The sequence below is a fragment of the Bradyrhizobium diazoefficiens genome (assembly GCF_016616235.1).
In the GTDB taxonomy this organism is placed as follows: domain Bacteria; phylum Pseudomonadota; class Alphaproteobacteria; order Rhizobiales; family Xanthobacteraceae; genus Bradyrhizobium; species Bradyrhizobium diazoefficiens_H.
This window is the reverse complement of sequence record NZ_CP067100.1, coordinates 5,438,116-5,464,125: the sequence shown is the minus strand read 5'-3', so window position 1 is coordinate 5,464,125 and position 26,010 is coordinate 5,438,116. Positions and strand designations below refer to the sequence as shown.

The 26,010-nt window shown below is 64.0% G+C and carries 27 protein-coding genes; 9 read left to right on the top strand and 18 right to left on the bottom strand.

Annotation, left to right across the window (positions count from 1 at the left end):
* Window positions 1-28: 28 nt before the first annotated feature.
* The 3 genes from folK to folP are packed head-to-tail and all read right to left on the bottom strand — an operon-like array spanning window position 29 to window position 1,769.
* Complete coding sequence (gene folK / locus JJB99_RS26120; protein ID WP_200495124.1) at window positions 29-520, bottom strand: 2-amino-4-hydroxy-6-hydroxymethyldihydropteridine diphosphokinase; 492 nt, start codon at window positions 518-520, stop codon at window positions 29-31.
* Window positions 520-888, bottom strand: coding sequence for a dihydroneopterin aldolase (gene folB / locus JJB99_RS26115; RefSeq protein ID WP_027533885.1), 369 nt, complete (start codon window positions 886-888; stop codon window positions 520-522). The genes folK and folB overlap by 1 nt, the downstream gene beginning before the upstream one ends.
* Entirely contained in the window at window positions 885-1,769 is an 885-nt protein-coding gene (gene folP / locus JJB99_RS26110) for a dihydropteroate synthase (RefSeq protein WP_200495123.1), read from the bottom strand. The genes folB and folP overlap by 4 nt, the downstream gene beginning before the upstream one ends.
* 189 nt (window positions 1,770-1,958) lie before the next feature.
* Here folP and JJB99_RS26105 point away from each other — a divergent pair, with 189 nt between their 5' ends.
* Complete coding sequence (locus JJB99_RS26105; RefSeq protein WP_200495045.1) at window positions 1,959-2,960, top strand: IS30 family transposase; 1,002 nt, start codon at window positions 1,959-1,961, stop codon at window positions 2,958-2,960.
* Between the two features lie 73 nt (window positions 2,961-3,033).
* Here JJB99_RS26105 and JJB99_RS26100 read toward each other — a convergent pair whose 3' ends face one another.
* Together JJB99_RS26100 and JJB99_RS26095 are read right to left on the bottom strand one after the other, a co-directional pair.
* The gene (locus tag JJB99_RS26100) at window positions 3,034-3,441 is read right to left on the bottom strand and encodes a DUF4332 domain-containing protein (protein ID WP_200495122.1); all 408 of its coding nucleotides are present in this window, start codon (window positions 3,439-3,441) and stop codon (window positions 3,034-3,036) included.
* 26 nt (window positions 3,442-3,467) lie between these two features.
* Window positions 3,468-3,833, bottom strand: a complete 366-nt coding sequence (locus tag JJB99_RS26095) for a DUF2267 domain-containing protein (protein WP_200495121.1) — start codon at window positions 3,831-3,833, stop codon at window positions 3,468-3,470.
* A gap of 330 nt (window positions 3,834-4,163) precedes the next feature.
* Here JJB99_RS26095 and JJB99_RS26090 point away from each other — a divergent pair, with 330 nt between their 5' ends.
* The 3 genes from JJB99_RS26090 to JJB99_RS26080 all read left to right on the top strand — a co-directional run bounded on the left by JJB99_RS26090 (window position 4,164) and on the right by JJB99_RS26080 (window position 8,784).
* Entirely contained in the window at window positions 4,164-5,780 is a 1,617-nt protein-coding gene (locus tag JJB99_RS26090; RefSeq protein WP_200495120.1) for a helicase HerA-like domain-containing protein, read from the top strand.
* A gap of 238 nt (window positions 5,781-6,018) precedes the next feature.
* Window positions 6,019-7,347: a glycosyltransferase family 87 protein gene (locus JJB99_RS26085; protein WP_200495119.1), complete on the top strand. Its 1,329-nt coding sequence runs from the start codon at window positions 6,019-6,021 to the stop codon at window positions 7,345-7,347.
* Between the two features lie 39 nt (window positions 7,348-7,386).
* Window positions 7,387-8,784 carry a M20/M25/M40 family metallo-hydrolase gene (locus JJB99_RS26080; protein ID WP_200495118.1) on the top strand — a complete coding sequence of 466 codons (1,398 nt, stop codon included), beginning with the start codon at window positions 7,387-7,389 and terminating at the stop codon, window positions 8,782-8,784.
* Between the two features lie 9 nt (window positions 8,785-8,793).
* Here the strand turns inward: JJB99_RS26080 and JJB99_RS26075 are convergent, their stop codons facing one another.
* From JJB99_RS26075 to JJB99_RS26035, 9 genes are all read right to left on the bottom strand, one after another.
* On the bottom strand, window positions 8,794-10,317 hold the full coding sequence (locus tag JJB99_RS26075; protein WP_200495117.1) for a response regulator: 1,524 nt from the start codon (window positions 10,315-10,317) through the stop codon (window positions 8,794-8,796).
* 15 nt (window positions 10,318-10,332) lie between these two features.
* Window positions 10,333-10,794: a response regulator gene (locus JJB99_RS26070; protein WP_349628978.1), complete on the bottom strand. Its 462-nt coding sequence runs from the start codon at window positions 10,792-10,794 to the stop codon at window positions 10,333-10,335.
* Window position 10,795: 1 nt separating this feature from the next.
* Window positions 10,796-11,803: a sensor histidine kinase gene (locus tag JJB99_RS26065; RefSeq protein WP_200495116.1), complete on the bottom strand. Its 1,008-nt coding sequence runs from the start codon at window positions 11,801-11,803 to the stop codon at window positions 10,796-10,798.
* Window positions 11,800-12,435, bottom strand: a complete 636-nt coding sequence (locus JJB99_RS26060; protein WP_200495115.1) for a SpoIIE family protein phosphatase — start codon at window positions 12,433-12,435, stop codon at window positions 11,800-11,802. The genes JJB99_RS26065 and JJB99_RS26060 overlap by 4 nt, the downstream gene beginning before the upstream one ends.
* A complete protein-coding gene (locus JJB99_RS26055) occupies window positions 12,423-12,827 on the bottom strand; it encodes an anti-sigma regulatory factor (RefSeq protein WP_200495114.1) in 405 nt (134 codons plus the stop codon). Before JJB99_RS26055 ends, JJB99_RS26060 begins: the two co-directional genes overlap by 13 nt.
* Window positions 12,817-13,191, bottom strand: coding sequence for an STAS domain-containing protein (locus tag JJB99_RS26050; protein WP_200495113.1), 375 nt, complete (start codon window positions 13,189-13,191; stop codon window positions 12,817-12,819). The genes JJB99_RS26055 and JJB99_RS26050 overlap by 11 nt, the downstream gene beginning before the upstream one ends.
* Window positions 13,192-13,201: 10 nt before the next feature.
* Window positions 13,202-14,155 (bottom strand): protoglobin domain-containing protein, encoded by a 954-nt coding sequence (locus JJB99_RS26045; RefSeq protein ID WP_200495112.1) that lies wholly within the window; start codon window positions 14,153-14,155, stop codon window positions 13,202-13,204.
* A gap of 325 nt (window positions 14,156-14,480) precedes the next feature.
* Window positions 14,481-15,260 carry a class II aldolase/adducin family protein gene (locus tag JJB99_RS26040; protein ID WP_200495111.1) on the bottom strand — a complete coding sequence of 260 codons (780 nt, stop codon included), beginning with the start codon at window positions 15,258-15,260 and terminating at the stop codon, window positions 14,481-14,483.
* Window positions 15,261-15,437: 177 nt separating this feature from the next.
* Complete coding sequence (locus tag JJB99_RS26035) at window positions 15,438-17,087, bottom strand: glycosyltransferase family 39 protein (protein WP_200495110.1); 1,650 nt, start codon at window positions 17,085-17,087, stop codon at window positions 15,438-15,440.
* 318 nt (window positions 17,088-17,405) lie between these two features.
* On the opposite strand from JJB99_RS26035, the gene JJB99_RS26030 reads away from it, so the two are divergent.
* Complete coding sequence (locus JJB99_RS26030; protein ID WP_200495109.1) at window positions 17,406-18,263, top strand: DUF308 domain-containing protein; 858 nt, start codon at window positions 17,406-17,408, stop codon at window positions 18,261-18,263.
* A gap of 171 nt (window positions 18,264-18,434) precedes the next feature.
* Window positions 18,435-18,851, top strand: coding sequence for a MucR family transcriptional regulator (locus JJB99_RS26025; RefSeq protein ID WP_200495108.1), 417 nt, complete (start codon window positions 18,435-18,437; stop codon window positions 18,849-18,851).
* A gap of 111 nt (window positions 18,852-18,962) precedes the next feature.
* On the opposite strand, the gene JJB99_RS26020 is transcribed toward JJB99_RS26025, so the two are convergent.
* The 3 genes from JJB99_RS26020 to JJB99_RS26010 form a co-directional block, all read right to left on the bottom strand.
* Window positions 18,963-19,391 carry a SufE family protein gene (locus tag JJB99_RS26020; protein WP_200495107.1) on the bottom strand — a complete coding sequence of 143 codons (429 nt, stop codon included), beginning with the start codon at window positions 19,389-19,391 and terminating at the stop codon, window positions 18,963-18,965.
* Between the two features lie 81 nt (window positions 19,392-19,472).
* Complete coding sequence (locus JJB99_RS26015; protein ID WP_200495106.1) at window positions 19,473-20,384, bottom strand: MBL fold metallo-hydrolase; 912 nt, start codon at window positions 20,382-20,384, stop codon at window positions 19,473-19,475.
* Window positions 20,381-21,367 carry a Bug family tripartite tricarboxylate transporter substrate binding protein gene (locus JJB99_RS26010; protein WP_200495105.1) on the bottom strand — a complete coding sequence of 329 codons (987 nt, stop codon included), beginning with the start codon at window positions 21,365-21,367 and terminating at the stop codon, window positions 20,381-20,383. Before JJB99_RS26010 ends, JJB99_RS26015 begins: the two co-directional genes overlap by 4 nt.
* A 157-nt stretch (window positions 21,368-21,524) precedes the next feature.
* Between JJB99_RS26010 and JJB99_RS26005 the strand changes: the two genes are divergently transcribed.
* Window positions 21,525-22,328, top strand: a complete 804-nt coding sequence (locus JJB99_RS26005) for an IclR family transcriptional regulator domain-containing protein (protein ID WP_200495104.1) — start codon at window positions 21,525-21,527, stop codon at window positions 22,326-22,328.
* 150 nt (window positions 22,329-22,478) lie between these two features.
* Here JJB99_RS26005 and JJB99_RS26000 read toward each other — a convergent pair whose 3' ends face one another.
* On the bottom strand, window positions 22,479-22,919 hold the full coding sequence (locus tag JJB99_RS26000; protein ID WP_200495103.1) for a DUF5330 domain-containing protein: 441 nt from the start codon (window positions 22,917-22,919) through the stop codon (window positions 22,479-22,481).
* A 399-nt stretch (window positions 22,920-23,318) separates the two neighbouring features.
* Between JJB99_RS26000 and JJB99_RS25995 the strand changes: the two genes are divergently transcribed.
* Both JJB99_RS25995 and JJB99_RS25990 read left to right on the top strand, forming a co-directional pair.
* Window positions 23,319-25,187: a PAS domain-containing sensor histidine kinase gene (locus tag JJB99_RS25995; protein WP_200495102.1), complete on the top strand. Its 1,869-nt coding sequence runs from the start codon at window positions 23,319-23,321 to the stop codon at window positions 25,185-25,187.
* On the top strand, window positions 25,180-25,905 hold the full coding sequence (locus tag JJB99_RS25990; RefSeq protein WP_200495101.1) for a peptidoglycan-binding domain-containing protein: 726 nt from the start codon (window positions 25,180-25,182) through the stop codon (window positions 25,903-25,905). Before JJB99_RS25995 ends, JJB99_RS25990 begins: the two co-directional genes overlap by 8 nt.
* The last annotated feature ends 105 nt before the right edge of the window (window positions 25,906-26,010 follow it).

The following is a 26,010-nucleotide window of genomic DNA, read 5'->3' as shown; positions in this document are numbered from 1 at the left end:
GGCGGTCCCTGCAAACGGTTGTTTTTGGTTAACCGGTATCCGGAAGCCGCTCAATGCCTTGCGTCGAGACGCTGGCAAGCCCGTCACGCACACGAATGCCGGAGATCACTCGGTCGGGCGCGATTTCGGCGAGCGGCACCAGCACGAAAGCGCGCTCGAACAGGCGCGGATGCGGCAGGGTCAGGTCGGGCTTGTGCAAGGAGACGTCGTCATAGGCGATCATGTCGAGATCGAGCGTGCGCGGGCCCCAGCGCCGCTGCTTGTCCCTGATACGGCCGAATTTCTGCTCGACCTTCTGCATGACGAACAAGAGCGCGTGCGGATCGAGATCGGTCTCGATCTCGACGCAGGCATTGATGAAGGGCGCCTGGTCCTCGTCGCCCCAAGGCGGCGTCGCATAGTCCGAGGAGCGCGCCACAATTGCGGCTTGCGCCATGCCGCAAATATTGGTGATCGCCTTTTTGAATGTCGCTCGGACATCGCCGACATTGCCGCCGAGGGCGATCAGCACGCTTGCCATCAGGGATGCCGCGAGCGGGTCAGCATGATGCCGACGTCGTCGAAGATCGCCGCGATCGGCGCATGCGGCTTGTGCACGGTGATCTTCACGGCGCGGATCCGCGGGAAGTGCGACAGGATGGCGTCGGCGACTGCGCCGGCCGCGCGCTCCAAAAGCTTGTAGTTGGTGTTCTTGAACGCCGCCGTCGTGGTCGCCACGACGTCGGCGTAGGACACGGTGTCGGCGAGGCGGTCGCTGCGCGAGGGCTCCGACAGGTCGGTGTAGAGTTCGAGATCGATGACGAAACGCTGGCCGACCTCGGTCTCGTGATCCATCACGCCATGGCGGGCATGGATCGACAGGCCGGTGACGAAGATCGTATCGGTCATGACGTGCTCCCTGGCGTGCTCTCTGGCTTGCTCTCGATTGCGTGCGCCACCCGCAGGGCCTGCAAGGTCGCGGCGACGTCATGGGTCCGGATGATTTTTGCGCCCTTCTGGGCTGCGATCAGATGCGCGGCGATCGAGCCGCCGAGCCGCCCCGATGGCTCCGACGGCGACACCGAGGCGATGAAGCGTTTGCGCGAGGCACCGACCAGGATCGGCAAGCCGAACATGTCGAGCTCGCGCAAGCGCGCCAGCGCGATCATGCTCTGCTCCGCGGTCTTGCCGAAGCCGATGCCGGGATCGAGCACGATTTTCTCGCGCGCGATGCCGGCTTTCGCGGCGATATCGAGCGAGCGCAGGAAGAATGCCTTCATGTCCACCACGATGTCGATGGCGGGATCGACGCTGTCGCGGTTGTGCATGACGATGACGGGGACGCCTTTCGCGGCGACCAGCGGCGCCATGTCGGCATCGCGTTGCAGGCCCCAGACGTCGTTGGCGATCGTGGCGCCCTGGTCGAGGGCGAAGGCCACCACCTCCGCCTTCATGCTGTCGATCGACACGGGCACGCCGAGCGCGACGACATCAGCCAGCACCGGCTTCAGCCGGGCCAGCTCGTCCTCGGCCGTGACGGCCTTCGCGCCCTTGTAGGGCCGGGTGGATTCGGCGCCGATATCGATGATGTCGGCGCCGTCGGCGATCATCGCCCGCGCCCGCTCCAGCGCCAGCTCGGGCGCGATGAACTCGCCGCCGTCGGAGAAGGAATCCGGGGTCACGTTGAGCACGCCCATCACCGCCGGGATCGGGCGTCCCAGCGGCGCTCGCAGCACGTCAGGCCCGGCCGAGCCGGCCGGCTGGACGGATGGGGAGGACGAGGCGTTCATGCGCGTGGCTTTGCGCGGTCGGGAAGGGGGAGTCAAGACGGGAGGGCCCATCCTCTCGCCGTCATTGCCCGCGACGGCGGGCAATCCAGTATTCCAGAGGCCGCTAAGGCTAGAACCGAAAAGCCGCGGCGTACTGGATACCCCTTCGGTTCACGAAACAAGTGCAACACCTGCTAAGGTGTTGTTGCGATGGGACGATGTTATGGCCAGCTCAGCCTTGAGGAGCGCGTTGAGATATACCGCCTGCATGCAGGCGGTATATCTCAAAACCAAATTGCGGCGGCCCTGGGCCGGTCGCCTTCCACGATCAATCGGGAACTTAGGCGCAATTCCAAGCGGACGAAGGCTTGGGCCGGCGGGTATGAGCCGGTCCGCGCCCAGCAATTGGCCGAGCGACGGAGGCGATGGGATTGTCGCTTCAAGCTGGCGCGCCAGTCAGACCTGCGAAGATGCGTCGGCAAAAGCCTTGCGATGGGACATTCGCCGGAGCAGATCGCCGGCCGACTGGCGCTGAAGCATGGTCGCGTCATCATTAGCCATGAGTCAATCTATCGTTTCATCTATCATCGGACGGCCCAGAAGGATTACTGGTATCGTCTGCTGCCCCGTCACAAGAAAATGCGAGGGCGCCGGCGACGGGGCGGCAGCTCCGCCAGCCTCATAAAACAGCGGCGCTCGATCACAGAACGGCCCATTGAGGTCGAAGGCCGCCAGGTGCCGGGCCATTGGGAGGCCGACTTCATGATGTTCTCCCGATCCGGTCAGGGGCTGATGGTTCTCCATGAACGACACAGCCGCTTCAACCTGGTTCACCGCCCCGTTGACCGAAAAGCTATTCCCACCGCTCGAGCCATCGCCCGCCAGCTCGGCAAACTGCCACCAGCGATGCGCCAAACCATCAGCTTCGACAATGGCAACGAGTTTGCCGAGCACCATCGGCTTCACGATATCCTCGGCGTTCAGACTTTCTTCTGTGATCCTCACAGCCCTTGGCAAAAAGGCGGCGTTGAAAACTCGATCGGCCGCTTGCGACGCTCGCTGCCTCGCAAGACGGATCTCGATCTCCTCACGGCTGCCGATCTCAGACGATATGTTCAGCGCCTCAACAACACCCCACGCAAATGCCTGGACTTCAAGACACCCGCCGAGGCATTCTCCGACCTTAGATCAACCGTTGCACTTCAAACGTGAATCCATCCCCCGCTTTCGCGGGGTATGACACCGAGAGCTAACGCGGCAATCCGCGTGTTGAGAGACGCTCGCCCTAATACGTAATCTTCGGCGGCAGCTTCTTGGCCTTGGCGATGATGTCGCCGACCGACTTCTCGGAAGGAAGAATGCGGACCAGCTTCTTCTTCGCGTTGGCGTCCCGCATGCTCTGGGCGAGCCTTGCCGGATTGCGATAGGCGAGCTCGCGCACGGTGGTGACGCCGGCGGCGCGGACCAGGCCGACCTTGGCCCGACCCATGCCAGGGATGCGCATATAATCGGACACATTGGCCCATTCCAGCAGGAGCTGTTCGCTGATGCCGGTCTTGGCGGAGAGCGCCTTGCGACCCTTCACGGTGCCGGCTGCCTCAAGCAGTGCATCGGTGGTGCGGATACCCTGTGCCTTCAACTTGTTGGCGGCAAAGACCGACAGGCCCTCAATCTCGGAGATCGGATATGTCATGATGCTCGATATGAAATGCGACGGCTTCAGGCGAACTGGCTGAGGCCCGGCGTCCCCGCGATGATCTTGCCCATCTGATCCGCTCCGATTTTGTCTCGGCCGAAGCGGAAAAGTTCACGGGCGATATTTTGAATTTCGGACATGCCAAGTCCGAGGCCCATCAGGCGGGTGCCGACGGCCATCAGGCCGCCGCCCATCAGCCGCGACAGTCCGCTGCCGCTGCTGGACGCCTCGATTGCGGCTTCCGCACCGGGAATCTGATCGATCAGGGCCTGCACGCTGTCGGAAGGGCCCTCGTTACGGAGGAAGCCCAGGATAATGCCGACGGTCTTTTCAGCGACAGCACCATCTACGCTGGCGTTTGTCGCCAGCCGCCCGATCAGCTCATCCATAAGCCCCGCCCCTCAGCGTCCACGTTCGAAAAACGATCTTGAGCCGGTGTGATGTGAATTACAAGCGATGAACGCGTGCGACGTTCCGATTCATTCTCGAAGGCGCAAAGAGTGTTGCAGCGTTGCAAGAGCGGAGATGGAAACAGCGAAAAATTGCCGCGGTGCGAACGCAAGATTCGTACTTTCGGCTGATGCCGCCGGTATATTTCCGACAATGTCGCATGCGCAGGTGCGTCGAATGGTTTCAATCGGCGCGCGAGATGCGGTAAGCTGCGAAACAGGTTCGCTCGGTTTCAATAGGCGAAACCCGGCAAGAGATCAGAGAAAATAATGACGGCACAGGACAGCAAGCTCGGCGACACCGACAAGATCTTCGTCGGCAAGGGAGACGAGCAGGCATGGCTGACGCTGGCGCTCGCCAATCGCCACGGCCTCGTCACCGGCGCAACCGGAACCGGCAAGACCGTTTCGCTGCAAGTCATGGCGGAAGGATTTGCGCGCGCCGGTGTTCCTGTGTTCGCGGCCGACATCAAGGGCGACCTCTCCGGCATCTCCGAGGTCGGCGAGCCCAAGGATTTCATCGTCAAGCGCGCCGCCGAGATGGGACTGACCTTTCAGCCCGATCAGTTCTCGACGGTGTTTTGGGACGTGTTCGGCGAGCAGGGCCATCCGGTGCGGGCGACCGTCACGGAAATGGGGCCCCTTTTGCTGGCGCGCATGCTGGATCTCAACGATGTGCAGGAAGGCGTCCTCAACGTCGCCTTCCGCGTTGCCGACGATGCTGGCCTGACCCTCATCGACATGAAGGATCTGCGCGCACTGCTCGACGCCATCGTGCCGGATGCTGGCAGGAAAAGCGCGGATGCCGAGGAAAGCCCGCTCGCGGACATCAAGAAGGCGGCTCAGGGCTTCGGCAACGTCACCAAGGCTACGGTCGGCACCATTCAGCGCCAGCTGCTGGTGCTGGAGAACCAGGGCGGCACCAAATTCTTCGGCGAGCCGGCGTTGACGCTGAAGGATTTCATGAAGACCGACCGCGACGGTCGCGGCGTGGTCAACATCCTCGTTGCCGACAAGCTGATGCAGAGCCCGCGGCTTTACGCGACGTTCCTGCTGTGGATGCTGTCGGAGCTGTTCGAGGAGCTGCCCGAGGCCGGCGACCTGCCGAAGCCCAAGCTGGTGTTCTTCTTCGACGAGGCGCATCTGCTCTTCAACGACGCGCCGAAGGCGCTGCTGGACAAGATCGAGCAGGTGGTGCGCCTGATCCGCTCCAAGGGCGTCGGCGTCTACTTCGTGACGCAGAATCCGATCGACGTGCCTGATCGCGTGCTCGGGCAATTGGGCAACCGGGTGCAGCACGCGCTACGCGCCTTCACGCCGCGTGACCAGAAGGCGGTCGCCGCCGCGGCCCAGACCTTCCGGCCCAACCCGAAGCTCGACACCGCCAAGGTGATCATGGAACTCGGCAAGGGCGAGGCGCTGGTGTCCTTCCTCGAAGGCAACGGCACGCCGGCCATGGTCGAGCGGGTGATGATCCGCCCGCCCTCGGCCCGCATCGGGCCGATCACGCCGGACGAGCGCAAGGCGATCATGGATGCGAGCCCGGTAAAGGGCAAATACGACACTGCGGTCGATGCCGAGTCCGCCTACGAGATGATCCAGAAGCGCATCGCCGGCACCGCGGCGACAGTGGATGGTCCGGCCGACGGAGGCGGCGGCATCCTCGGCCAGATCGGCGCGATCGTCGGCACCGTCTTCGGCACCAACGTCAGGCATGGCCGCCTGTCGACCGGCCAGGTCATCGCGCGCGACGTGACGCGATCGGTGACCAACCAGGTGATCGGGGGGATGGCCGCCAATATCGGCAAGTCGGTCGCCGGCCAGCTCGGCGGCTCGATCGGCCGCACGCTGGTCCGCGGTGCGCTCGGCGGGCTGCTGCGCCGGTAAGCAGAAACACTGCGGTTTGGAGCCCTAGAGCTTCCAACAGCGTCATGGCCCGGCTTGTCCGGCCATTCACGCGTTGCTTGCAGCTCAAACAACGCGGATGCCCGGGACAAGCCGGGTATGATGATGAAATCTCGTGAGTGTTCAACGGGAGGTCTAACACCACAATTTCAGGTGAGGGGGTTCTCCAAGCCCGTCCCGGTCTGCTAGGTCCTATCCTTTTGCCGGACTGGACCGCACCGTGATCTCAACCGACCCCTTACTCAAGCCTGATGCGCCGAGGCGCCTGTCGCTGCGTGCGCCGCTGGACCTGCTGTTTCTGTTCTGCTGCTTCATCCTGACGGCCGACGTCCTCGGTCCCGAGATCTTCGGCCACGGCAAGACCAAGGATTATCCGCTCTGGTACTGGGCCGGGCAGCAGGTGCTGCACGGCGGCCCGCTCTATCCCAGCGACATCCATCACCAGTTCGAATTCATCTATCCGCCGCTGTCCGCGATCTTGCTGGCGATCCCGAGCTGGTTCGGCAAGATCGCGCTTTACACCGTGCTGTCCATCCTGAACGCGGTGGCGTGGTGGTACACCGGGACCCTCTCCAACGCCATGACCGGATCGGGCCGCAAGGCCAGCCCCTGGCTGGAGGCGCTTCCGGTCGTCGCCACCGTGACCTTCACGTTCGACATGTTCGACCTCGGCCAGCCGAACCTCGTCCTGCTGGCGATGATGCTATGGGGCTTCTGGAACTTGCAGCATCAGCGTCCCTGGCTCGCCGGCTTCATGTTCGCGCTCGCCACTGCCATCAAGGTGTTTCCGATCGCGGTCCTGCCCTATCTGGTCTGGCGGCGGAAGTGGGCGGCCGTCATCGGCACGATCGCATTCACCGGTATCCTGCTCTATATCGTGCCGGCGCCGATCCGTGGCTTCGAGCGCAACGCGGCCGAGATTACGACCTGGTATCAGGGCATGGTCGGCTCCAGCTCGGAAAAGGGCTTTGGCCAGCGCGACGAGCAGAACTGGTCGTGGGTCAACCAGTCCATCATTGCGGTGACGCATCGGCTGGTCCGGCCGATCAACTACAATCAGGAGGATCCCAACAAGCCGCCGCGCACGATGAATATCATCGACGTCGATTACAGGACGGCGAACTGGATGGTGCTGGCGGTGTCGGCTCTGCTCGGGCTCGGCTTCCTCGCGGTGATGCCGCGGCAGTCGCAACGGACGGCGCGCTCGGATGCCGAGGAGCTCGGCATCCTGTTCTGCCTGATGACGGTGGCTTCGCCGTTGGCGCGGCAATATTACTTCATGTGGCTGTTCTTCCCGATGACGGTGCTGATGCATCGCGCCGCCTTCGACGCGCGGGCGAATGTGCGGCTGGGAACCTGGCTTGCACTGGCTGCCGCCGGCATCCTCATGCTGCTGGCGCTGCCGTGGTTTCCCAACGTCATCCAGGCCTGGGGCAACAACCTTCTCGCCACCGCCGTTCTCGCCGCTGCGCTCGCATGGCACATTCGCCATCCGCCGGTTGCGGCTGGCTCCGAGACTGCGGCAGCGCTAAAAGCCCCAGACATCTGAGCCCCGATGCCTTGAGACTCGAAAGCAGGGAACACGACCATGGCCAATGCGCAGCTTCAATCCGTGCTCGACCACATCGACAAGGATTTTGACAACAGCCTGGAGCGTCTGTTCGCGCTGTTGCGGATCAAGTCGATCTCGGCGGATCCGGCCTTTGTCGGCGACTGCAAGGCCGCGGCCGAGCATCTCGCCAGGGACATCGCAAGCCTTGGTGCCGCCGCCGAAGTGAGGCCGACCGCGGGCCATCCCGCCGTCGTCGGCAAGACCGCAGCGGGCGGGCGGCCGCATGTGATCTTCTACGGCCATTACGACGTGCAGCCGGTCGATCCGATCGACCTATGGCACCGCCCGCCGTTCGAGCCCGTGGTCACCGATCATGCCGATGGCCGCAAGATCATCGTCGCGCGCGGCGCCGAGGACGACAAGGGCCAGGTGATGACCTTCGTCGAGGCCTGCCGCGCCTGGAAGACGGTGACGGGCTCGCTGCCCATCGACGTCACCTTCCTGATCGAGGGCGAGGAGGAGGTCGGCTCGAAGAATTTCGTGCCGTTCGTCGAGGCCAACAAGGAGGAGTTCAAGGCCGACTACGTTCTGGTCTGCGATACCAGCATGTGGGATCCGGAAACGCCGGCGATCACGACGGCGCTGCGCGGCCTCCTCTATGAAGAGGTGAAGATCACGGCGGCCAATCGCGATCTGCATTCCGGCGTGTTCGGCGGCACGGCGATGAACCCGATCCGCCTGCTGACCAAAATCCTCGGCGGCCTGTTCGACGACGACAACCGCATCACCATTCCCGGCTTCTATGACGGCGTGAAGGATACGCCGCCGGAGATTTTGGCGCAGTGGAAGAAGCTCGACTTCACGCCGGACTCGTTCCTTAAGCCGGTCGGCCTGTCGATCCCCGCCGGCGAGAAGGGGCGGCTGATGGTCGAGCAGGCCTCCACGCGCCCCACCTGCGACGTCAACGGCATCTGGGGCGGCTATATCGGCGAAGGCTCCAAGACCGTGATCCCGTCGCATGCCTCGGCCAAGGTCTCGTTTCGCCTGGTCCAGGGTCAGGATCCCCAGAAGATCCGCAAGGCTTTTCGCGATTACGTGTCGGCCCGCATCCCGGGCGACTGCAAGGTCGAGTTCGGCGACCATTCCGCGGCGCCCGCGGTCGCGCTCGACTGGAACATGAAGCCGCTTGCCGCGGCGAGGCAAGCCCTGACCGAGGAATGGGGCAAGGAGACCGTGTTGATGGGCTCGGGCGCCTCGATCCCGATCGTCGCCGACTTCAAGCGCACGCTTGGCCTCGACTCGCTGCTGGTCGGCTTCGGCCTCGACGACGACAACATCCACTCGCCGAATGAGAAGTACGACCTGCGCAGCTTCCAGAAGGGCATCCGCTCCTGGGCCCGCATCCTCGCCGCGCTGGCGGAGGTGAAGGGCTGATCGCCAGACTCAGCGGATGAGGTCCTGCACGAGGCGCCGGAGCGCAGTGGACTTGAAGGGCTTGTCGATCGTGCGATGTGGGAATCTGTCCAGAAAGGCGGACGCTTCGGCGGAGAAGGCGCCGCCGGTCATGAAGACGACCTTGTCGGCGAGCTCGGGGGCGATCCGCAGCAGGGCTTCGTGAAATTCGATGCCCGTCATCTGCGGCATCATCACGTCCGAGAGGATCAGGTCGAAGCGATCGCCTCCTTCGAGGAGCTGAAGGGCCTGCTTGGCGGATTGGAAGGTGGTGACGTCGTGTTCGATCGACAAGATGCGTTCGACCGTCGCGCACAGCATCGGTTCGTCGTCGACGACGAGAACCCGGCCCCTGCGTTTGGCGCTCTGCGCCGCCACGGGAGCTTCGGCCTTGGGCAGCGGCGTCCCGGCATGCGGCAGCGACACGCTGAATGCCGTGCCGTGTCCGGGGCGGCTCTCGACGGAGATGTCGCCGCCGAGACTCGAGACGATACGGTGGCAGATGGCCAGGCCGAGGCCGGTGCCGACGCCCTCGGCCTTGGTGGTGAAGAACGGATCGAAGACGCGGGAGGCAACCTCCGGCGGCATGCCCGTGCCGGTATCGCTGATCTCGACCACCGCCCGATTGTTCTCGCCGCCGCGTATCGACAGCGTGATCCTGTTCTCGCTGGCGCGGCCCTCGGGGATGGCCTGGGCCGCGTTGACGAGCAGATTGAGGAAGACCTGGCCGAGCCGCGCCTCGTTTCCATGGACCGGAGGGAGCTTGTCGTATTGTCTGACGACACTCGCGCGATGTCGGATCTCGTTGGAGGCCATTCGCAGGGCCGATTCCAGCACGCGCTCGATATCGACCGGTCCGCGCTGCTCCTCGTTGGATGAACGCGAGAAGATCTTGAGATCGCGGGCGATATGGCTGACCCGTTCGGCTGCCTCGTGCGCATCGCGCAACGGTCCGATCAGCACATCGAGGGGCGGGGCGGCCGGCGCTTCCAGGTGTTGCAGGACAATCTCGAGATTGGCCAGGACGACCGCCAGCGGGTTGTTGATTTCGTGCGCAACGCTCGCCGAGAGCATGCCGACCGAAGCCATGCGTTCGGAAATCAGCAGCTGCTCGCGCATCTTCTTGCGCTCGGCGCGCACAGCAGCCTCGCGCAATTCGCGATCGATCGCCGGCAACAGGCGCGCCATCGCGCCTTTGGGCATGAAATCATTGGCGCCGGCGCGCATGGCCTCGACTGCGGTCTCTTCGCCGACCGTTCCCGAAACGATGATGAAGGGAAGGTCGAAGCCGCGCTGGCGCACCAGCGCCAATGCGGCCGGCGCGCTGAACCGCGGCATTGAATAGTCGGAGAGCACAATGTCCCAGTCCTCGCGGTCGAGCGCGGCATTCAGGGCCTCCGCCGTCTCGACCCGCTCCGAATTGAGTTCATATCCGCCGCGATTGAGCTCGCGCAGCAACAATATGGCGTCGCGCTCATTGTCTTCGACGATCAATGCCTTGAGCAGCTTTGTCACCGGAAGTTCCCGCGCTCAGGATGTTCCGCGCAGCGGCGGCATGGTGTTGAGAAGAAGCCAGTACAGCCCGAGCTGCCGCACGGCTTCGGTGAACGCGACGAAATCGACGGGCTTGCGCACATAGCTGTTGGTGCCGAGCCGATATCCTTCCAGGATGTCCCGCTCTTCCGTGGAAGAGGTCAGGATCACGACGGGCAAGAGCCGCGTGGTCTCGTTGGCGCGTATGCGGCGCAGCACTTCCAGTCCGTCGATTTTGGGAAGCTTGAGGTCGAGCAGCACCAATTGCGGCAAAGCCCCTGCGGGGGTGCCGTCCGATCCGAGCAGATAGTCGAGCGCCTCGGCCCCGTCACGCGCCACCACGACGGCGGCCTGGAAGTTGTGCTTCTGGAGGGCACGCCGGGTCAGGGCCTCATCCTTGGGGTTGTCCTCGACCAGCAGGATGCGCTTGTCATGGAACATCGCTGCCTCAGCCGCCATCTCAGGTGCTCCAAAGTGTAAAGAAGAAAGTTGCGCCGCGTCCGACTTCGCTCTCGGCCCAGATTCGTCCGCCATGGCGCTTCACGATCCGCTGCACCGTCGCCAGACCGATGCCGGTCCCTTCGAATTCGGCTGCTGAATGCAGCCGCTGGAACGCGCGGAACAGCTTGTCGGCATAAGCCATATCGAAGCCGGCGCCGTTGTCGCGCACAAAGTAGATGTATTGGCCGTTGTGCGTCAGGCAGCCTACTTCGATCCTCGCGGCCGCGCGGTCGCGCGTGAACTTCCAGGCGTTTCCGAGCAGGTTCTCCAGCAGACTCTGCAGCAGCCGCGCATCGCCGTGCGCGGTCAGGTCGTCGGCGATCACCGTCTCCACGACGCGGCCGGGGGCCGTTCGCTGGAGTTGCGCAAGGACGCCGCGCGCGAGCCCCGCAAGGTCGATCGCCTCGCGGCGCAGTTCGCTCCGCGTCACGCGCGACAGGCTGAGCAAGCCGTCGATCAGGGCGGCCATGTCCTGCGCCGCTTCGCGCACGTAACCCAGATGGCGTTTCCCGGCCTCATCGAGCGCTTCGGCGCAATCCTCCAGCACCGCTTGGCTGAAGCCGTCGATGCTGCGCAACGGCGCACGCAGATCGTGCGCCACCGAATAGCTGAACGCTTCGAGCTCGCGATTGGCCGCGTCGGTTGCGGCCTTGGCCTGAAGCAGGTCCGCGTTCGCGACGGAAAGCAGCCGATTGGCCTCGCGATAGCCGCGCATGGACATTTCAAAGGGCGAAAGGCTCTCGGCCAGGAATTCCGCGGCCCGGTCGAGCCGCAGCGATCCGGAGCGCGCCAATACCGCAAGTGCCTCATGATGAAGCGCGACGATGTCGAGCACGCTGACACCGCCCGCAAGCGCCTTGCGTCCGAGTTCGTGGGCGTGCAATCGGGCGGCTTCGCCGGCCTCGACCAGATAGCCGCCGAGACTTCCGGCATATTCCCTGCGAATCTCCTCTCGCGTCGGGGTCATGGAACATCCCCGATCACGCGGGCGACAAGGACGAGAGCGTCATCGGTGTCCTTGCCGTAGCTTCGCAGGATGTGGTCGGCGGCCCCTTGCGGGCGCCAACCGATCGGAGACTCCATGCTGAAGGCGCTGTCGATGCCGTCTGTCGCGAAGACAAGCGTATCGCCGGCAGCGAGCGGAAGCGTCGCCTGACGAAGCGACGGAATTTGATAGCCGACGACGCCGCCCCGGTGCGGCAGCGACTCGCGCGGCGGGACTGCGTTGGCGCGATACAACGTGCCGTCGACATTTCCGACGCCCAGCCAGGTCAGCTCCCGACCCCGCGCCTCGATGATCGCGACGCTCAGCACGACGCCGCGACTCTTCTGCAGCGCGGCGTGGCATCGCTCCATCAAGGTCGTGACGGGTTCGCCGAGATGGTCATGCAGGGTCGCCGCGGCCATGCGCGATGCGAGCGCCGCCTCCGGGCCGTGCCCGAGGCCGTCGATCGCGGCGATCAGCACGCCTCCCGAAAATGCTTCGACGAAATGCAGGTCGCCCGATTCCGGTTGGCCGCGCAACGCGCGGGACGCCACGCCCCATTCGACGGGGCCCGCGCGTGCGTTGGGATCGTGTGCCCCGGTCATGCCTTCCATTTCCGCATGATCACGGTCGTTCCTCGTCCGACCGCCGAGTCGATCTCGAAATCGTCCATCAGCCGCCTGGAGCCCGGCAGACCGAGGCCGAGGCTGTTGCCGGTGGAGTAGCCGTCGCGCATGGCGCGTTCGATGTCGGGGATGCCCGGTCCCTCGTCCCGGGCAACGACGAGCAGGCCACGCTTGCCATTCTTCTCGGTGATGCTGAGATCGATGTTCCCATGGCCGGCATATACCACGATGTTTCGCGCAATTTCCGAGATCGCCGTCGCGATGAGCGTCAGGTCGCTGCCCGTAAATCCGATCTGCTGCGCCAGCTCACGCCCCTTCTGCCGCGCCTCCACGATGTCGCCGTCATGTCTGATGGCAACGCGGGTGGCGTCAGCGGTCACCGGATGCTCCTCCGTCCGGCTGCGCGCGCATCAGCGCCAGGCCTTCATCGAGATCGAGCGCGGTTTCGATGCCGTCAAGGGTGAGCCCGAGCTGGACCATCGCAAATGCGACGTCGGGCTGGATGCCTACGATCACCGTATTGGCGCCGCGCAGCTTGGTCGCGTGAGCGATGCTCCTCAACGTTCGTGTCGCGAAGGAATCCATCACGTCAAGCGCACTGACGTCGATCGCGACGATGCGCGAACGGAAGTGACCGATCCTCTCGGCCAGCTCGTCCTTGAGCTGGATCAGATCCTGATCGGTCGGAGCGGCCTGAAGGCTTGCGATCAGGACATCGCCTTGCTTCAGGATGGGGATCGCCATGGCGCGTCCTCTATGCCGAAAGGCGTGGCCCCGTCGTCTCGTTCGTCCGAACGACCCGGTAGCCGAGCATCCGCTCTGCTTCCTCCAGTCCACTCTGAAGATCTCCGGTCGTGCTGATCTTGCCGAGGTCGACGCCGAGCGCGACCAGCGCCTGCGCAACGTCGGCGGACAGGCCGGTAACGATCACGGTGCTGCCCATCAGCCGAGCCGCGGCGATCGTCTGAATCAGGTGATTGGCGACCTTGGAATCGACCGCAGCGACGCCGGTGATGTCCATCACCACCATTCTGGCCCGGTTCGCGCGAATGCTTCGCAAAAGTCCATCCGTCAGTTGTTTCGCGCGCTGGGAGTCGATCATGCCGATGATCGGGAGAATCAGCAGCCCTTCGCGGATCTGGAGAACGGGCGTGGATAGCTCGCGGATCGCGTCCTGCTGAAGGTTGATGGTGCGCTCGCGTTCACTGATCAGCACATCCGTCATGATGCCAATGTCGAAGAATGCCACCTTCTTCAGCGATATGAAGCGCTGGAAGGCGTCGTTCGGATCCTTCACGCTTTTCATGATGTCGTTTCCGAGCGCCCGCAGCAAGTGGTGGAACGCGCCGAGAAACACGGGTGTCGATACGCCGTGCCGGCTGTAAAGCAGGGCCAGCGCGACCCGCTGCTCGACATAGTTGCGATCATATTGAGCGGCGGTCATTGCCGCGAGATGCTCGCGTTTGCGGCGCTTGGCCTCTTCCAGGACTTCGCGCTTGCCGAACAGGGCTGGTGCCTCGCCGAGATCATCGAGATGGCGGAAGAAGGCGTCGACGTAGCGGCTGGTGTGTTCCGCGACCATGTTCCGCAGCGTGACGATACGTGAGATGTCCTCGCCCGACAGGTCGACGATTCTCTTGCGGCGATCGACCTCGGCCTCGTTGAGCGGGATGGAAGATGATTGCAGCCTGGATTGTTGGTCCGACATCCGTCCTCCTGCCACAAATATACTGTTCCGGCTCAGTCGAAGCTGGTCGGCTATGTTTTGATGGAATTGTAGCGAACGCCATACATGCCGGTCGCGTCGATCCGGCGGAACTGAAGCTCAACTCGTTGCTGGCCGGTACGATTCGTACTATCGCACCGGTGGCAAAACCGTGTCAATGTAGCTTCGCCCGTGCAGCTCGATCGCAGAGATGAGACTTAAGGCAAAGTAAAACGAGACATACTAAAACGCCGCCCGGAATTGGGCGGCGTTCATTCCAAACGTGCAGAGGATGTTGAGGTTTACTCTACACGAAATCGGCAAAATTTCAAGAGCGATACCCCGGAAGCTCGCGGTCGAGCTTGCGCAGCAGCGGCGGCCACACGAGGTTGGTCGCGCGCAATTCGGCGCGGTCGCGGTTGGCGAGCAGCTCGGTGTTCTTCTCGATCGCGATCTCCTCGACCGGATAAACCGGCGTGCCCAGCGCGCGGGTGCGCACCTGCATCGAGCAGGCGCGCTCGAGGTGGTACATGCGCTCGAAGGCCGAGGCGACCGAGCGGCCGACGGTCAAGGTGCCGTGGTTGCGCAGCAGCATGTGGTTGTGGTCGCCGAGGTCCTTCTGGAGCCGCGGCCGCTCGTCGTGATCGAGCGCGATGCCCTCATAGTCGTGATAGGCGAGGTCGTGGGTGACGAGCTGCGCGGTCTGGTTCAGCGGCAAGAGACCTTCGGCGCTGCTCGACACCGCGGTGCCGTCGAGGGTGTGGAGATGCAGCACGCAGATCGCGTCCTCGCGCACTTCGTGGATCGCCGAATGGATGGTGAAGCCCGCCGGGTTGATGCTGTACTCGCTCTCGGAGAGCTGGTTGCCGTGCAGGTCGACCTTGACGAGGCTCGAGGCCGTGATCTCGTCGAACATCAGCCCATAGGGATTGATCAGGAAGTGATGGTCGGGGCCGGGCACGCGGGCGGAGATGTGGGTGTCGACCAGATCGTCCCAGCCGTAGAGCGCGACGAGGCGATAGCAGGCGGCGAGATTGACTCGTTGCTGCCACTCCGCCTCCGTCATGTTCGACGGCAGTTCCTTCAGGCGCGCTTCCGCTGGCGACATGGCGATCTCTCCGAACCTCGTTGTTGCGGGGAGGAGGGTAGTCGCGGCAGAGATCGGCCGCAAGGCGGGCCAAGCGCGGCTGTTAAGCGTAGCCTGCATGGAGCGGAGCGGAATGCGGGGAGTCGTGTGGCCCCGGATTTCGCTCCGCTCCATCCGGGAGGGGGTGCGGAGAAACTACTACGGCGCCGGGATCGAGAGCAGGCTGGAAATGCTGCGGCCGCGGATGTCGTAGACGCGGGCGAACACGACGTCGTCGCGCTTGATCTCGACCATCACGGGCGCGGTGAGGCCCTTGCAATAGAACTCGCCGAGCGTCATGGCGAAATCGGCCGCGTTGGAGTCCCAGCCGATGGTGAAATCAGGGCCGAGCGCGACCTGCGCCGGGCGCTGCGGGCCGCACACCGCGACCTTCCATTTGCGGCCCGCCGGCGGCACTTCCTGGCGCTCGACCAGTTGCTCGCGCAGCCCGTCGGAGGCCTGCTTCAGCGCGAGGCCCCAATAGTCCAGCATGAAGCGGTCGTCGGCGCCGCGCACGGTGCCGGCGATGTGGTTGAAGTGGGTGTATTGATAGGGATGCAGCCGGATCATCTCGGCGAGCGAGAGCGCGAGGCCGAAGCAGAAGGTCGCGAGCACGACCGGCTGCCAGGTGCGATGAGCAGCGCGCAGGCGCTCCATGGTCCAGGCGAGGGCGATGCCGCCCAGCACGGCCATCGGCGGGATCACGAACACGAAATGGCGGATGCCGTTGTACAGCGCCGGCCGCTTCACCATCGCGATCGCGAGCGGCAGCGTCGCTGCGAGCGTGAGCATCAACAGGATGGTCTTGCGGCGTGCCGGAACCCCGCGGCGCGGCAGCAGCGCGAAGGTGCCGACCACGGCGCCGATCATCAGCACCAGCATCACCTCGGGCAGCTGGAGCGCGAACAGCGTCGGCAGATAGGACCAGGGCATGTCGGGCACGGAGACGATCGCGCCGTCGAACATCTCTTTCCAGGGCTTCTCGAAGAAATGCGAGAAATAGGTCAGCGCCTCGAAGGGATTGCCGGGCTCCATGATCGACCACGGCCAGATCAGGCCCATCACGAGATAGCCGAACACGAGGCCGGGCAGCAGCACATAGACGACATGAGCGAAGCGGCGGACCGCCTCGCGCAGGCCTTCAGTGCGCAGTTCCTCGAGCAGCAGCGGCAGGAAGCCCAGCAAGGCATAGAGTAGCGCAAGTCCGCCGAGGACGCGACAGCCGAGCGAGAGGCCTGCACCTAAGCCGACGATCAGGATCGTGCGCGGCGAGGGATTCGGATATTCCTCGGCGAGGCGGACGAGGCCGAGCATCAGGATGATCATGGCCACCGCGAAGGGCGCATCCTTCGGGTTCATGAACATGTGGCCGTAGAAGATCGGGCACAGCGCGAGCAGCAGCAGCGCGGCAAGACCGGCAAGGGGCCCGCCGACGCGGCGGCCGAGCCGCCACGTCACCGCAAGTCCGATCACGCCGACGACCGCGCCGACCAAGCGTCGCGTCTCGAACAGCTCGAGCGGAATGACCTTGTGCAGCAGGGCTGCGACCATGTCGAAGCCGCCGCCATACATGTAGAGGTTGGCAAAGGAGAGTGCCGCGGTGTCCCGGAAACCGGAACCGTACATGCGCAGCAGCAGATCGGCATATTCAGCGTGGGTGTAGTCGTCCCAGCCGAGCCCGTAGTCGCGGAAGGTCAAGCCTGCAATGACGGCGACCGCGGCCAGCACCAGCATGGCGAGATCGTCGCAAGTCCGTTCGACCGAGCGCCGCAGAGGCGTGTCGATCGCCGAAGTCGTGATGGATGTCATGGCTATAGGTGACCTGGAATCCCCTCTCGGCCCTGCCGGTGCGCACGGGCCTCATCCCCGGACTCCCTATAGCGCAGTTCCATTACCAAGTAATTGGGCATTATGGCTAAATTCCTGATGCGATGCAGCAAAACCGGGAACTTGGAAGCAGTCCAGCTGTAGCGAATGCTAGCTGAAGGGAATGTGAATAAGTCCCTGATTTCCTTCCCTTTAGGAACGTGGCCCACAATTCGCCGTTGGCGTGGAACATCGTATGACGGTATCGTGGCGTAGAGTTAGAGGATGCCGCGTGTGGATGCGCGGCTTGGGGTGGGTTCGATGACCTTGGCATTGTTGATCGCGGGCATCGTCGCCGTCGTGGCGGGCCTCCTAGCGGTCGCTTTTGGCTTCACCGTCAGGGAGTTCAGCCTCGGCAGCACCCTCATAATCTCCGGCACCATTGGCGTCTGCTCCGGACTGTTACTGGTCGGCCTGCATGTCGTGCTGCTCGAGCTGAAGGGCATCGCCCGCCGGCTGGCCGGATCCACTGTGCCGTCCGAAGTTCGGGTCAGGCCGGTGCTGCCGGGTCTTGCGATGCCGGGCGCGCCTGCGCCCGAGCCGGCACTTGCTCCCGCAGCAAGGAGCGAGCCAGCGCCGCCGGCAGCAAGTCCGCCGCCCTGGCAGAGCGAAGCCGCCGCGCGCGAGCGTCCGCGAGTCGAGCCATCGCCGCCGGAACCGGAAGCGCCGCCCGCAGCTCCCGAAGTGCCGCGCCGGCGCAACCTGCTGTTCGCCTCGACCTCGCGCAAGGAGCGCGAGCGCGCGGAGGCGAAGGCCACCGAGGGCTCCCCATCGCTGCCGCTTGGCATGCCCCCCGAGGCGCAAGAGACACCGCCCGCGAGCTTCGACGACGCGTGGCCGAAGCCGGACCGGGCACGGCCAGGCGAGCCGCCGGCCGCCCCGCGCCGCCCGCCGCCGCGTTCGCCGTCGACCTTCGCCGAGGCTGCTCCGCCCCCGCCTGCACCGGAGCCGGAGCCGCCGGCCGAGCCGGCGCCCGTGACGGTGCTCAAATCCGGCGTCGTCGACGGCATGGCCTATTCGCTCTATTCGGACGGCTCGATCGAAGCGCAGATGCCGGAGGGCATGATGCGCTTTGCCTCGATCGACGAGCTGCGCGCGCACCTCGACCAGCGGGGCTGAACTCCGCCGCATCCAAGTAAAGCCGCGCCATTCTCGCCACGTCGTCAGTAATCAGCCCATGTTCGCCAGTCATCTCATTTGACCCGAATGTATTGTTGACACGGAATACTTTGGTGGCGTCTCTGCCAATAGATGCAAGATTGACGCGAGATTTAGGGGAAGGGCGAGCCCATGTCGGATGCCGGGGCCAAGAATTTCATCGAGCTGACCGCGAGCATCGTGTCGGCCTATGTCGGCAACAATCCGACGCCGGCTGCCGAGATTCCGAACTTGATCAGCCAGGTGCACGGCGCCCTGGTGCGGGTGTCGTCAGGCCGGGCTGAAGCTGTGCCGCTCGAGCCCGCGAAGCCTGCGGTGTCGCTGAAGAAGTCGATCGCGCCGGATTATCTGGTGTGCCTCGAAGACGGCAAGCGCTTCAAGTCGCTGAAGCGGCATCTGCGCACGCAGTACAATATGACCCCGGAGCAGTACCGCGAGAAATGGGGGCTGCCGGCCGACTATCCCATGGTCGCCCCGAACTACGCGGTGGCGCGCTCGCAACTGGCCAAGCAGATGGGCCTCGGACAGCAGCAGCGGAAGCGAAAGTAATCAGGGCCTCGGATCTCGTAGAGTGGGCAAAGCGCAGCGTGCCCACCTAAACGCGATTGAAGAAAGCTGGTGGGCACGGCGCAGGGGCGCCTTTGCTCACCCGAGAGCTTCTCAGGACGCTTCCGCGAGCGCCTCTTTCGCATCGCGCTTGATCCGCTCGACCATCGAGCGCAAGCCATTGGAGCGCTGCGGCGTCAGATGGTCGCGAAAGCCGAACTCGTTGAACACGGCGATCGCGTCGGTCGCAAGGATCTCCTGCGGCGTGCGGCCCGAATAGAGCGCGAGCACGATCGCAACCAGGCCGCGCACGATATGTGCGTCGCTGTCGCCCCGATATTTCAGGACCGGCGCGCCCTTGCTGCGATCGACCAGCTTCTGGAGCCAGACCTGGCTGACGCAGCCCTGTACCTTGTTCTCAGCGGAGTGCTCCGCCTCCGGCATCGGTTCCAGGGTGCGGCCGAGCTCGATGACGTACCGATAGCGGTCGTCCCACTCGTCCAGAAGCTCGAAATTGTCCCTGATTTCGTCGATCGTCGTCATGCTGGCCCACAGTTCCTGTTCAGGCCAATATAGGGACGTAAAGCCGCGAAATCGATAGGATCGAGGCCAATTGACATTGGATTATGTGAAACGGGTCGCCTGCTTCACTTGGCAGCGCACGACAATGTCGTCCCCAATTTCGAAACTCATCAGGTCTTCACCGACCTCCAGCGGCCCGGCATAGGTCTCTCTGGTCGCCGCGATCAGCTCTTCGATCGACGGCGGCCCGACGGTTTCGCTCGCCAACATGACGAGATGCGTGAAGGCTGCCAGCTTCGGCCTTGTACGGGCGAATACCTGGCCGGCTTGTTGCGGCGAAGTATGATGGTCCACGATCCGCCGGATGTGGAGATCCTTGAGCAGCTCCGGTCGTGCCATCGCCACTTCATGAACTAGCAGATCGGCCCCCGTGCCGTAGCGAACCACGTTCTCGTTGTATCGGGTGTCGCCGGAGACGACGGCCACCCGGCCCTGATATTCAATCCGGTAGCCGTAGGCGGGTTTGATGGCATCGCCGTGATCCACTGTAAACGCAATGATGCGAAGGTCGCCGCTTTGGTAGATCGGACCATCAACAGCAAATTCCTCCACCGTGATCGCCGCGTGTTCTCTGGCGAGCTTCTCGTCTTCGATCCGAATCTCGATATCGCGCGCATAGGCGGCTTCGAGATGCCGCATGAGGGCTTGGGTGCCAATCGGACCAATGACGTGGAAGGGCCGCTTGCGAGCTGCAAAATACGAGCCGAGCCAGCCGGTCAACCAGAGGTCGGGAATTCCGACCGTATGGTCGGAATGGAAGTGGGTCAGCAGCAGGGCGTCGATGCGACCCATGGGAACGCCGAGCTGGAACAATCGAATTGTCGCGCCACGGCCGGCATCAATGAGGATCGCTTGTTCGCCCGCTTCGATCAGCGTGCTGGGGCCGAAGCGCTCGGGTCGGGGGATTGGAACCCCGGTCCCGAGCAACGTGACGCGGAAAGGCGAGGTCATCATTGCGCCTTGATCCCGGCGTCGGCGACGACCGTCTTCCAATGCTGAACCTGTGATTTGACCAATTCGCCGAACGCCTCCGGCGAGCCGCCGACCGGCTCAGCACCAAGTTTGGCAAAAGCCTCGCGCACGGCCGGTTTCTGCAGCGCTCTGTTGATGGCCTCGTTGAGCTGCGCGACGGTGTCCTTCGCTGTGCCGCGCCGGACTGCGAAACCCACCCAGTCCTCCACCACAAGCGACGGAAAGCCGGCCTCGACGATCGTCGGAACATCTGGAAGCGCCGCTACACGCTTCGGACCGGTGACGGCAAGTGCACGCAGCTTGCCCGTCTTGATCAGATCGACGACCGGCAACATCGTCACGAACATGAATGCGTTCGTGCCATTGAGAAGATCGCCGATAGCCTGCGGGAATTGCGCATAAGGAACGTGTTGCGCCCGCGTGCCCGTCTGCAATTTGAACTGCTCGCCAATCAGGTGGGCGGGCGTGCCGAACCCGCCGGATGAAAAGGTCAGCTTGTCCGGCTGACTTTTGAGAAGCGCCACAAGTTCAGCGACCGAGGCGGCGGGCACCGATGGATTGACCACCAGCACATTGTAGGAAACCGTCGCCTTGATGACCGGTTCGAAATCGCTTTCAAAATCGTAGGAAATCGCCGGGACCAGTGCGGGCGCGGCAACGGCGGGGACCGACATGCTGAGCAAGTTGTGCCCGTCGGCTGGATGCGTGAGCACGTCGTTGGCGGCAATCGTCGTGATTCCGCCAGGCCGGTTCTCCACGATCGTGCGCCATTGCTCGCTCTCGGATAGCTCCTTCGCAATGATCCGGCTGATGATGTCGGGCGGCGTGCCTCCAGTGTTGGGAGCGACGAAGCGGATTGTGCCGGTGGGGAAAACGGCCTGTGCGTGGGCGGAGAATGCGGAAGTCGTCAACGCGATTATCAAGCCAAGTTGGCGGCCTATCTGGCCAATATTCTGCCGATACATGAAAGTTCTCCATGAAATCCGAGACACTCATCTTCAAAGACACGGCTGATGTGCGATCATCATCCGGCTCAATCGTTGCATCCGCCAGAACAATCGACGTGCATTCCGCATTGTGGAATGCTACGTTCCGGAATGCGGAACGCTGGGGCGAGCTGATTTGGCACGTGCGCAGATCATCAAGGGGCTGGAGCGCGGGCTGCGGGTGCTTCAGGCGCTGCAGATGCAGCCGGACTCTTCGCTGCACGAATTGCATGTGCTGACGGCCATTTCGAAGCCGAGCTTGCTGCGAATTCTTCATACGCTTACGCGCGCGGGTCTCGTGACAAGGCGGCTCGGCGATGGATGCTACAGGATCGGTGCTACACTTTCGCACGCGCCCTCCCGCCGGCAGCACGGAGATCGCATCGCCGAGGCCGCCGCGCCGGTGCTGGAGCGGCTATGTGCGCGGGTATCGTGGCCATCCGATCTGATGGTGCCCGCGGGCGATCACATGGAAATCAGGGAAACCAACCGGACGCGGAGTCCAATCCTGCTGCAGCAGGAACGGATAGGTCTGCCGATCAACTGGCTACGGTCAGCGGTGGGAAGAGCTTATCTGGCATACTGTCCGGTCAGCGAGCGTCAGCGCATCATTGAGCTTCTGGTTCGGTCGACCAAGCCGGAGGATCGACTGGCACGCGAGCCCGAGCGTCTGAACGCGATCCTGGCCGAGGTGCGAGCACGGGGCTATGCGACGCGGGACGCCGCGCATGTCGGCGGCTATTATGGTGGCCCGCCGCATGCGGATGGCCTGCTCTCAATTGCGGTTCCGTTGCGCGATGGCCGGCGGGTGGTCGGCGCAATCAATATGCTCTGGCTCCGTACGGCGTCTACGGTCGACGCATTCGCCGCGCGCTACTTGTCGGAGCTTCAAGCTGCGGCTGCGGAGATTGAAACTGCTCTGCACAAAACCCGACCCTGACCGGCAAAGGCTGCTGTTCGCGCAAGCGTTTTAGGGCCGACTTCGCGGTCCGATCCTGGCGACCCCGTGATTTTTCTGTTGCGCCAGCGCCGCGTCGCCTTGGAGGCGAAGTGGACTTCTGCGTGTCATCCCGGCTTATGATTGCACGGCCTAATTCGCCGCTTGTGGCCCGCGCCACTCCAGCGCGAGGTCGTCCTGGGTCAGGGTGTCGCGCGGCGCCTCGCTCGTCGCAGCATCGCCTTCGCCGGCAAGCGCGATCGAGCCGGTGTGGTCGGGCGCCTTCTTGTCGCTCTTGGCGTCGTTCTTGTCGGTCTTCTCGAGCTGCTCTTTCTTGTCGTTGATGATCTGGTAGATCTTCTTTGCGCCGTCCTGCGCGCGCTGGCCGATAATGGTCGCGGCCTGGCCGCCGACCTCGCAGGCCGCCGGCTGGCGCTTGCAGAACTGGGTCATATCGGAGACGGCCGCGGTCGCAGCCTGCACCGCATCGGCGGCGCCGATCTGCGGCAGCTTCTCCGATTCGGGCGTCTTGTCCCGCGGCAGCAGCACCAGCACCAGCCCGAGCCAGAATGTGATGCGGAGAAGAAAGCGCATCTTGTCGACCTGTCCGTTAGATCCCGCCGCGGCATCCCCGCAGAAAGCGTTCGGACCTAGCAACTCTCGATAAATCGCAAGTGATTGCTTCGAGCTTAATTCGCGGAAAATTTACGCAAAAATCTTCGCAAGGCCCGGTCTCGTCAATTTTCGATGGAATGCCGGCCCGCCGTGACCCTCATCCACCATTTCGAAACCATGAGCGGGAAGATGAAACCCTGTGTTCACCATTCCCGCTGAAGACGTCGTCAAATCGTCTAAAAAGCTCCGCGTTGACACGGTGCCCGGCCGTGCGCGGCGCTGCCTTAGCACTCGTTTAAGGTCGCTCTGACACGGTGGCTCAACGACAAGGAGGCGTTCCGGCGCGTCTTTTGACGAGTGAGCCGAAGCGCGAGACCCGTGACAGTTTTGAGTATCATCCGCGATTGTCTCGATGCGCTGCTGCATCCCTCCGCGCGTTACGATGCGCTGACGCGTGCGCGCCATCGTGCCTTCATGGCGCCGCGGCTCCTCGGCAGCCTGGCCGCCTTCGCCGCATTTCCGGTTTATCTCGTCCTGCGCGGCGCGCCGGGCGCGATCGAAGTCGCCGCCTTCGCCTGGCTGATCGCGCCGATCCTGCTGTCCTGGTTCCTGTCGCGCACCGGCCGCTACGAGGGCGCGCATATATTGTCCTCGCTGGCGCTCGCCGGCCTGATCATGGCGATCGCGCTCACCACCGGCGGCATCGAATCCTTCGCCGCGATCTGGCTGGTCGTGGTTCCCCTGGAGGCCGCACTGTCGGCCTCGCGCCGGGTCGCGGCTTTTGCTTGCCTGCTTGCGCTGTCCTGCGCGGGCCTCCTGATCCTCGTCAGCCAGCTCGGCTGGCTGCCGTCCGCTGACATCAGCGCCGCCGAACGCGGCGTGCTGATGGCGTTCGGCGTTGCCTCCGCGACGCTCTATGCCGCGGGTCTTGCGTTTGGCGCCGAGTCGCTCGCGCGCACCACCGTTACGCTGCTGTCGCGCGAGGAGGAGCGTTACCGTCTGCTCGCGCGCAACATGAGCGACGTGATCTCGCGGCATCAGCGCAACGGCGCGGTGCAGTTCATCTCGCCGGCGGTGGAAGCCATGCTCGGCATATCAGTCGCGCAGCTGCTCGGTCACGGCCTGTTCGACCGCGTCCATGTTGCCGATCGTCCGGCCTACCTCACTGCCTTGTCGGACGCCGCGCGCGGCGACGTGCGCAGCGTCGAGTTCCGGCTGCGGCGCGAGCCCGATGGCTGCGCGCGCGACCAAGGAAATTATCAGGTCGATTTCATCTGGGTCGAGATGCGCTGCCGGCCGCTCGATCAGGATATGAACCACGACGTCATGCGCGAGGCCGAAGTCGTCGGCGTGATGCGCGACGTCACCGATCGCAAGCTGTCCGAGCAGGCGCTCGATCAGGCCCGCAGCGCCGCCGAGGCGGCCGATGCCGCCAAGACGCGCTTCCTCGCCACCATGAGCCACGAGCTGCGCACCCCGCTCAACGCCATCATCGGCTTCTCCGAGATGATCGCGCAGGAGCAGACCCTGATGCTCGGCGCCGCCCAGCGCAAGGAATACGCAGAGCTCATCAACGCGTCCGGCCAGCATCTGCTGTCGGTCGTCAACGGCATTCTCGACATGTCCAAGATGGAATCGGGCAATTTCGAGATCGCGTCCGAGCCGTTCGCGCCGCGCGCCTCACTGATGCATTGCTGCAATTTGCTGGCGCTGAAGGCGCGGGAGAACGGCATCGACCTCATCACCGATGCGCCACAGGACCTGCCTGTCATGACGGGCGATCCGCGTGCCTTCAAGCAGATCGTGCTCAACCTCGTCGCCAACGCCATCAAGTTCACCGAGCGCGGCGGGCAGGTCTCCGTTTCCGCCACGGTGACCGGATCGCAGCTCACGCTGCGCATCAGCGACACCGGCGTCGGGATTGCGCCTGACGATCTCAAGCGCATCGGCGCGCCGTTCTTCCAGGCTGGCAAGACCTATCAGCGCCGCCATGAAGGCACCGGTCTCGGACTGTCGATCGTCAAGAGCCTCGTGGCGTTGCATCTTGGTGATTTGACGGTACAAAGCAGGTTGGGCGAGGGCACCGCCGTCACCGTCAAGCTGCCGCTCGTCTACACGCCGCCGCAAGCCAACCCTGCCGACAGAATGCCAGCTGAGAACAAGATCGCGACGCTGACGCCCGTGCTGCGCCAGGAAACCCCGGAACAACTTCACGACCAACCCGCTCTGGTGAAGAAAAGTGCCTAAGAAGTCTGTCAACGACGAAGCCGCTCCACGCCGCCGTGGCGCCAAAAGTGGGGCCAAGGCCGCGGTTGTCGATGTCGAGACCGAGCGCAACCTCGTGATGCGCGTGCTGCTGCACAGCCCGAAGGATACCCTGGCCGGTCTCGTCGCCGTCGCTGCGATCGGCGCGATCGTCGCCAATGCGCTGTTCCTCCAGACCGGCCGGCACCCGGCGCCGATGTTCGGCACCGTGATCAATCTTCCTGCGCCGGTGCCGCTGTCGAACCCATTGCCGCGTCCGCGCCCCGTCGGCGCCGATACCTCGCCGCTCGAGCCGAGGGCGACGGAGTTCCGCGTCGAGCCCAAACCTGCCGAGAGAGCTGCGGAGCGGGCCGCTGCGCCTGAAAAGCCGGTCGAAGCGACCGCATCGACGCCGCGCGCGGGCAGCGATCCCCTAACCAATCTGGTCAAGGCGACGGCGTCGACGCCGCCCTCCGTCGCCATCGCGCGTCCGCCGGCGCCGATCCCGGTGCAGAGCCCGGCCGCACGGCGCATCGCCGGCGTGCAGCGCGCGCTCTCCGAATACGGCTATGGCAATTTGAAGATCACGGGCGCGATGAGCGGCGAGACCCAGTCCGCGATCCAGAAGTTCGAGCGCGAGCACAAGATGCAGGTGACGGGCCAGGTCTCAGACCGTCTGTTGCGCGAGCTCGCCGCTGCGATTGGCCATCCGGTCGAATAGTCCGTCAGGCTCGCGCATCAACAATCTCCGGCTGTCCTCCCCACCCCTCGCAGCGGGGGAGCCATCGCAATTGACTTCAGGTTATTTTGTAGTTACAAAATAATC

Coding starts and splice junctions, on each gene's coding strand:
- folK (WP_200495124.1), bottom strand. CDS start 520: ATGGCAAGCGTGCTGATCGCCCTCGGCGGCAATGTCGGCGATGTCCGA.
- folB (WP_027533885.1), bottom strand. CDS start 888: ATGACCGATACGATCTTCGTCACCGGCCTGTCGATCCATGCCCGCCAT.
- folP (WP_200495123.1), bottom strand. CDS start 1,769: ATGAACGCCTCGTCCTCCCCATCCGTCCAGCCGGCCGGCTCGGCCGGG.
- JJB99_RS26105 (WP_200495045.1), top strand. CDS start 1,959: ATGGGACGATGTTATGGCCAGCTCAGCCTTGAGGAGCGCGTTGAGATA.
- JJB99_RS26100 (WP_200495122.1), bottom strand. CDS start 3,441: ATGACATATCCGATCTCCGAGATTGAGGGCCTGTCGGTCTTTGCCGCC.
- JJB99_RS26095 (WP_200495121.1), bottom strand. CDS start 3,833: ATGGATGAGCTGATCGGGCGGCTGGCGACAAACGCCAGCGTAGATGGT.
- JJB99_RS26090 (WP_200495120.1), top strand. CDS start 4,164: ATGACGGCACAGGACAGCAAGCTCGGCGACACCGACAAGATCTTCGTC.
- JJB99_RS26080 (WP_200495118.1), top strand. CDS start 7,387: ATGGCCAATGCGCAGCTTCAATCCGTGCTCGACCACATCGACAAGGAT.
- JJB99_RS26070 (WP_349628978.1), bottom strand. CDS start 10,794: ATGGCGGCTGAGGCAGCGATGTTCCATGACAAGCGCATCCTGCTGGTC.
- JJB99_RS26065 (WP_200495116.1), bottom strand. CDS start 11,803: ATGACCCCGACGCGAGAGGAGATTCGCAGGGAATATGCCGGAAGTCTC.
- JJB99_RS26060 (WP_200495115.1), bottom strand. CDS start 12,435: ATGGAAGGCATGACCGGGGCACACGATCCCAACGCACGCGCGGGCCCC.
- JJB99_RS26050 (WP_200495113.1), bottom strand. CDS start 13,191: ATGGCGATCCCCATCCTGAAGCAAGGCGATGTCCTGATCGCAAGCCTT.
- JJB99_RS26045 (WP_200495112.1), bottom strand. CDS start 14,155: ATGTCGGACCAACAATCCAGGCTGCAATCATCTTCCATCCCGCTCAAC.
- JJB99_RS26040 (WP_200495111.1), bottom strand. CDS start 15,260: ATGTCGCCAGCGGAAGCGCGCCTGAAGGAACTGCCGTCGAACATGACG.
- JJB99_RS26035 (WP_200495110.1), bottom strand. CDS start 17,087: ATGACATCCATCACGACTTCGGCGATCGACACGCCTCTGCGGCGCTCG.
- JJB99_RS26030 (WP_200495109.1), top strand. CDS start 17,406: ATGACCTTGGCATTGTTGATCGCGGGCATCGTCGCCGTCGTGGCGGGC.
- JJB99_RS26025 (WP_200495108.1), top strand. CDS start 18,435: ATGTCGGATGCCGGGGCCAAGAATTTCATCGAGCTGACCGCGAGCATC.
- JJB99_RS26020 (WP_200495107.1), bottom strand. CDS start 19,391: ATGACGACGATCGACGAAATCAGGGACAATTTCGAGCTTCTGGACGAG.
- JJB99_RS26015 (WP_200495106.1), bottom strand. CDS start 20,384: ATGATGACCTCGCCTTTCCGCGTCACGTTGCTCGGGACCGGGGTTCCA.
- JJB99_RS26010 (WP_200495105.1), bottom strand. CDS start 21,367: ATGTATCGGCAGAATATTGGCCAGATAGGCCGCCAACTTGGCTTGATA.
- JJB99_RS26000 (WP_200495103.1), bottom strand. CDS start 22,919: ATGCGCTTTCTTCTCCGCATCACATTCTGGCTCGGGCTGGTGCTGGTG.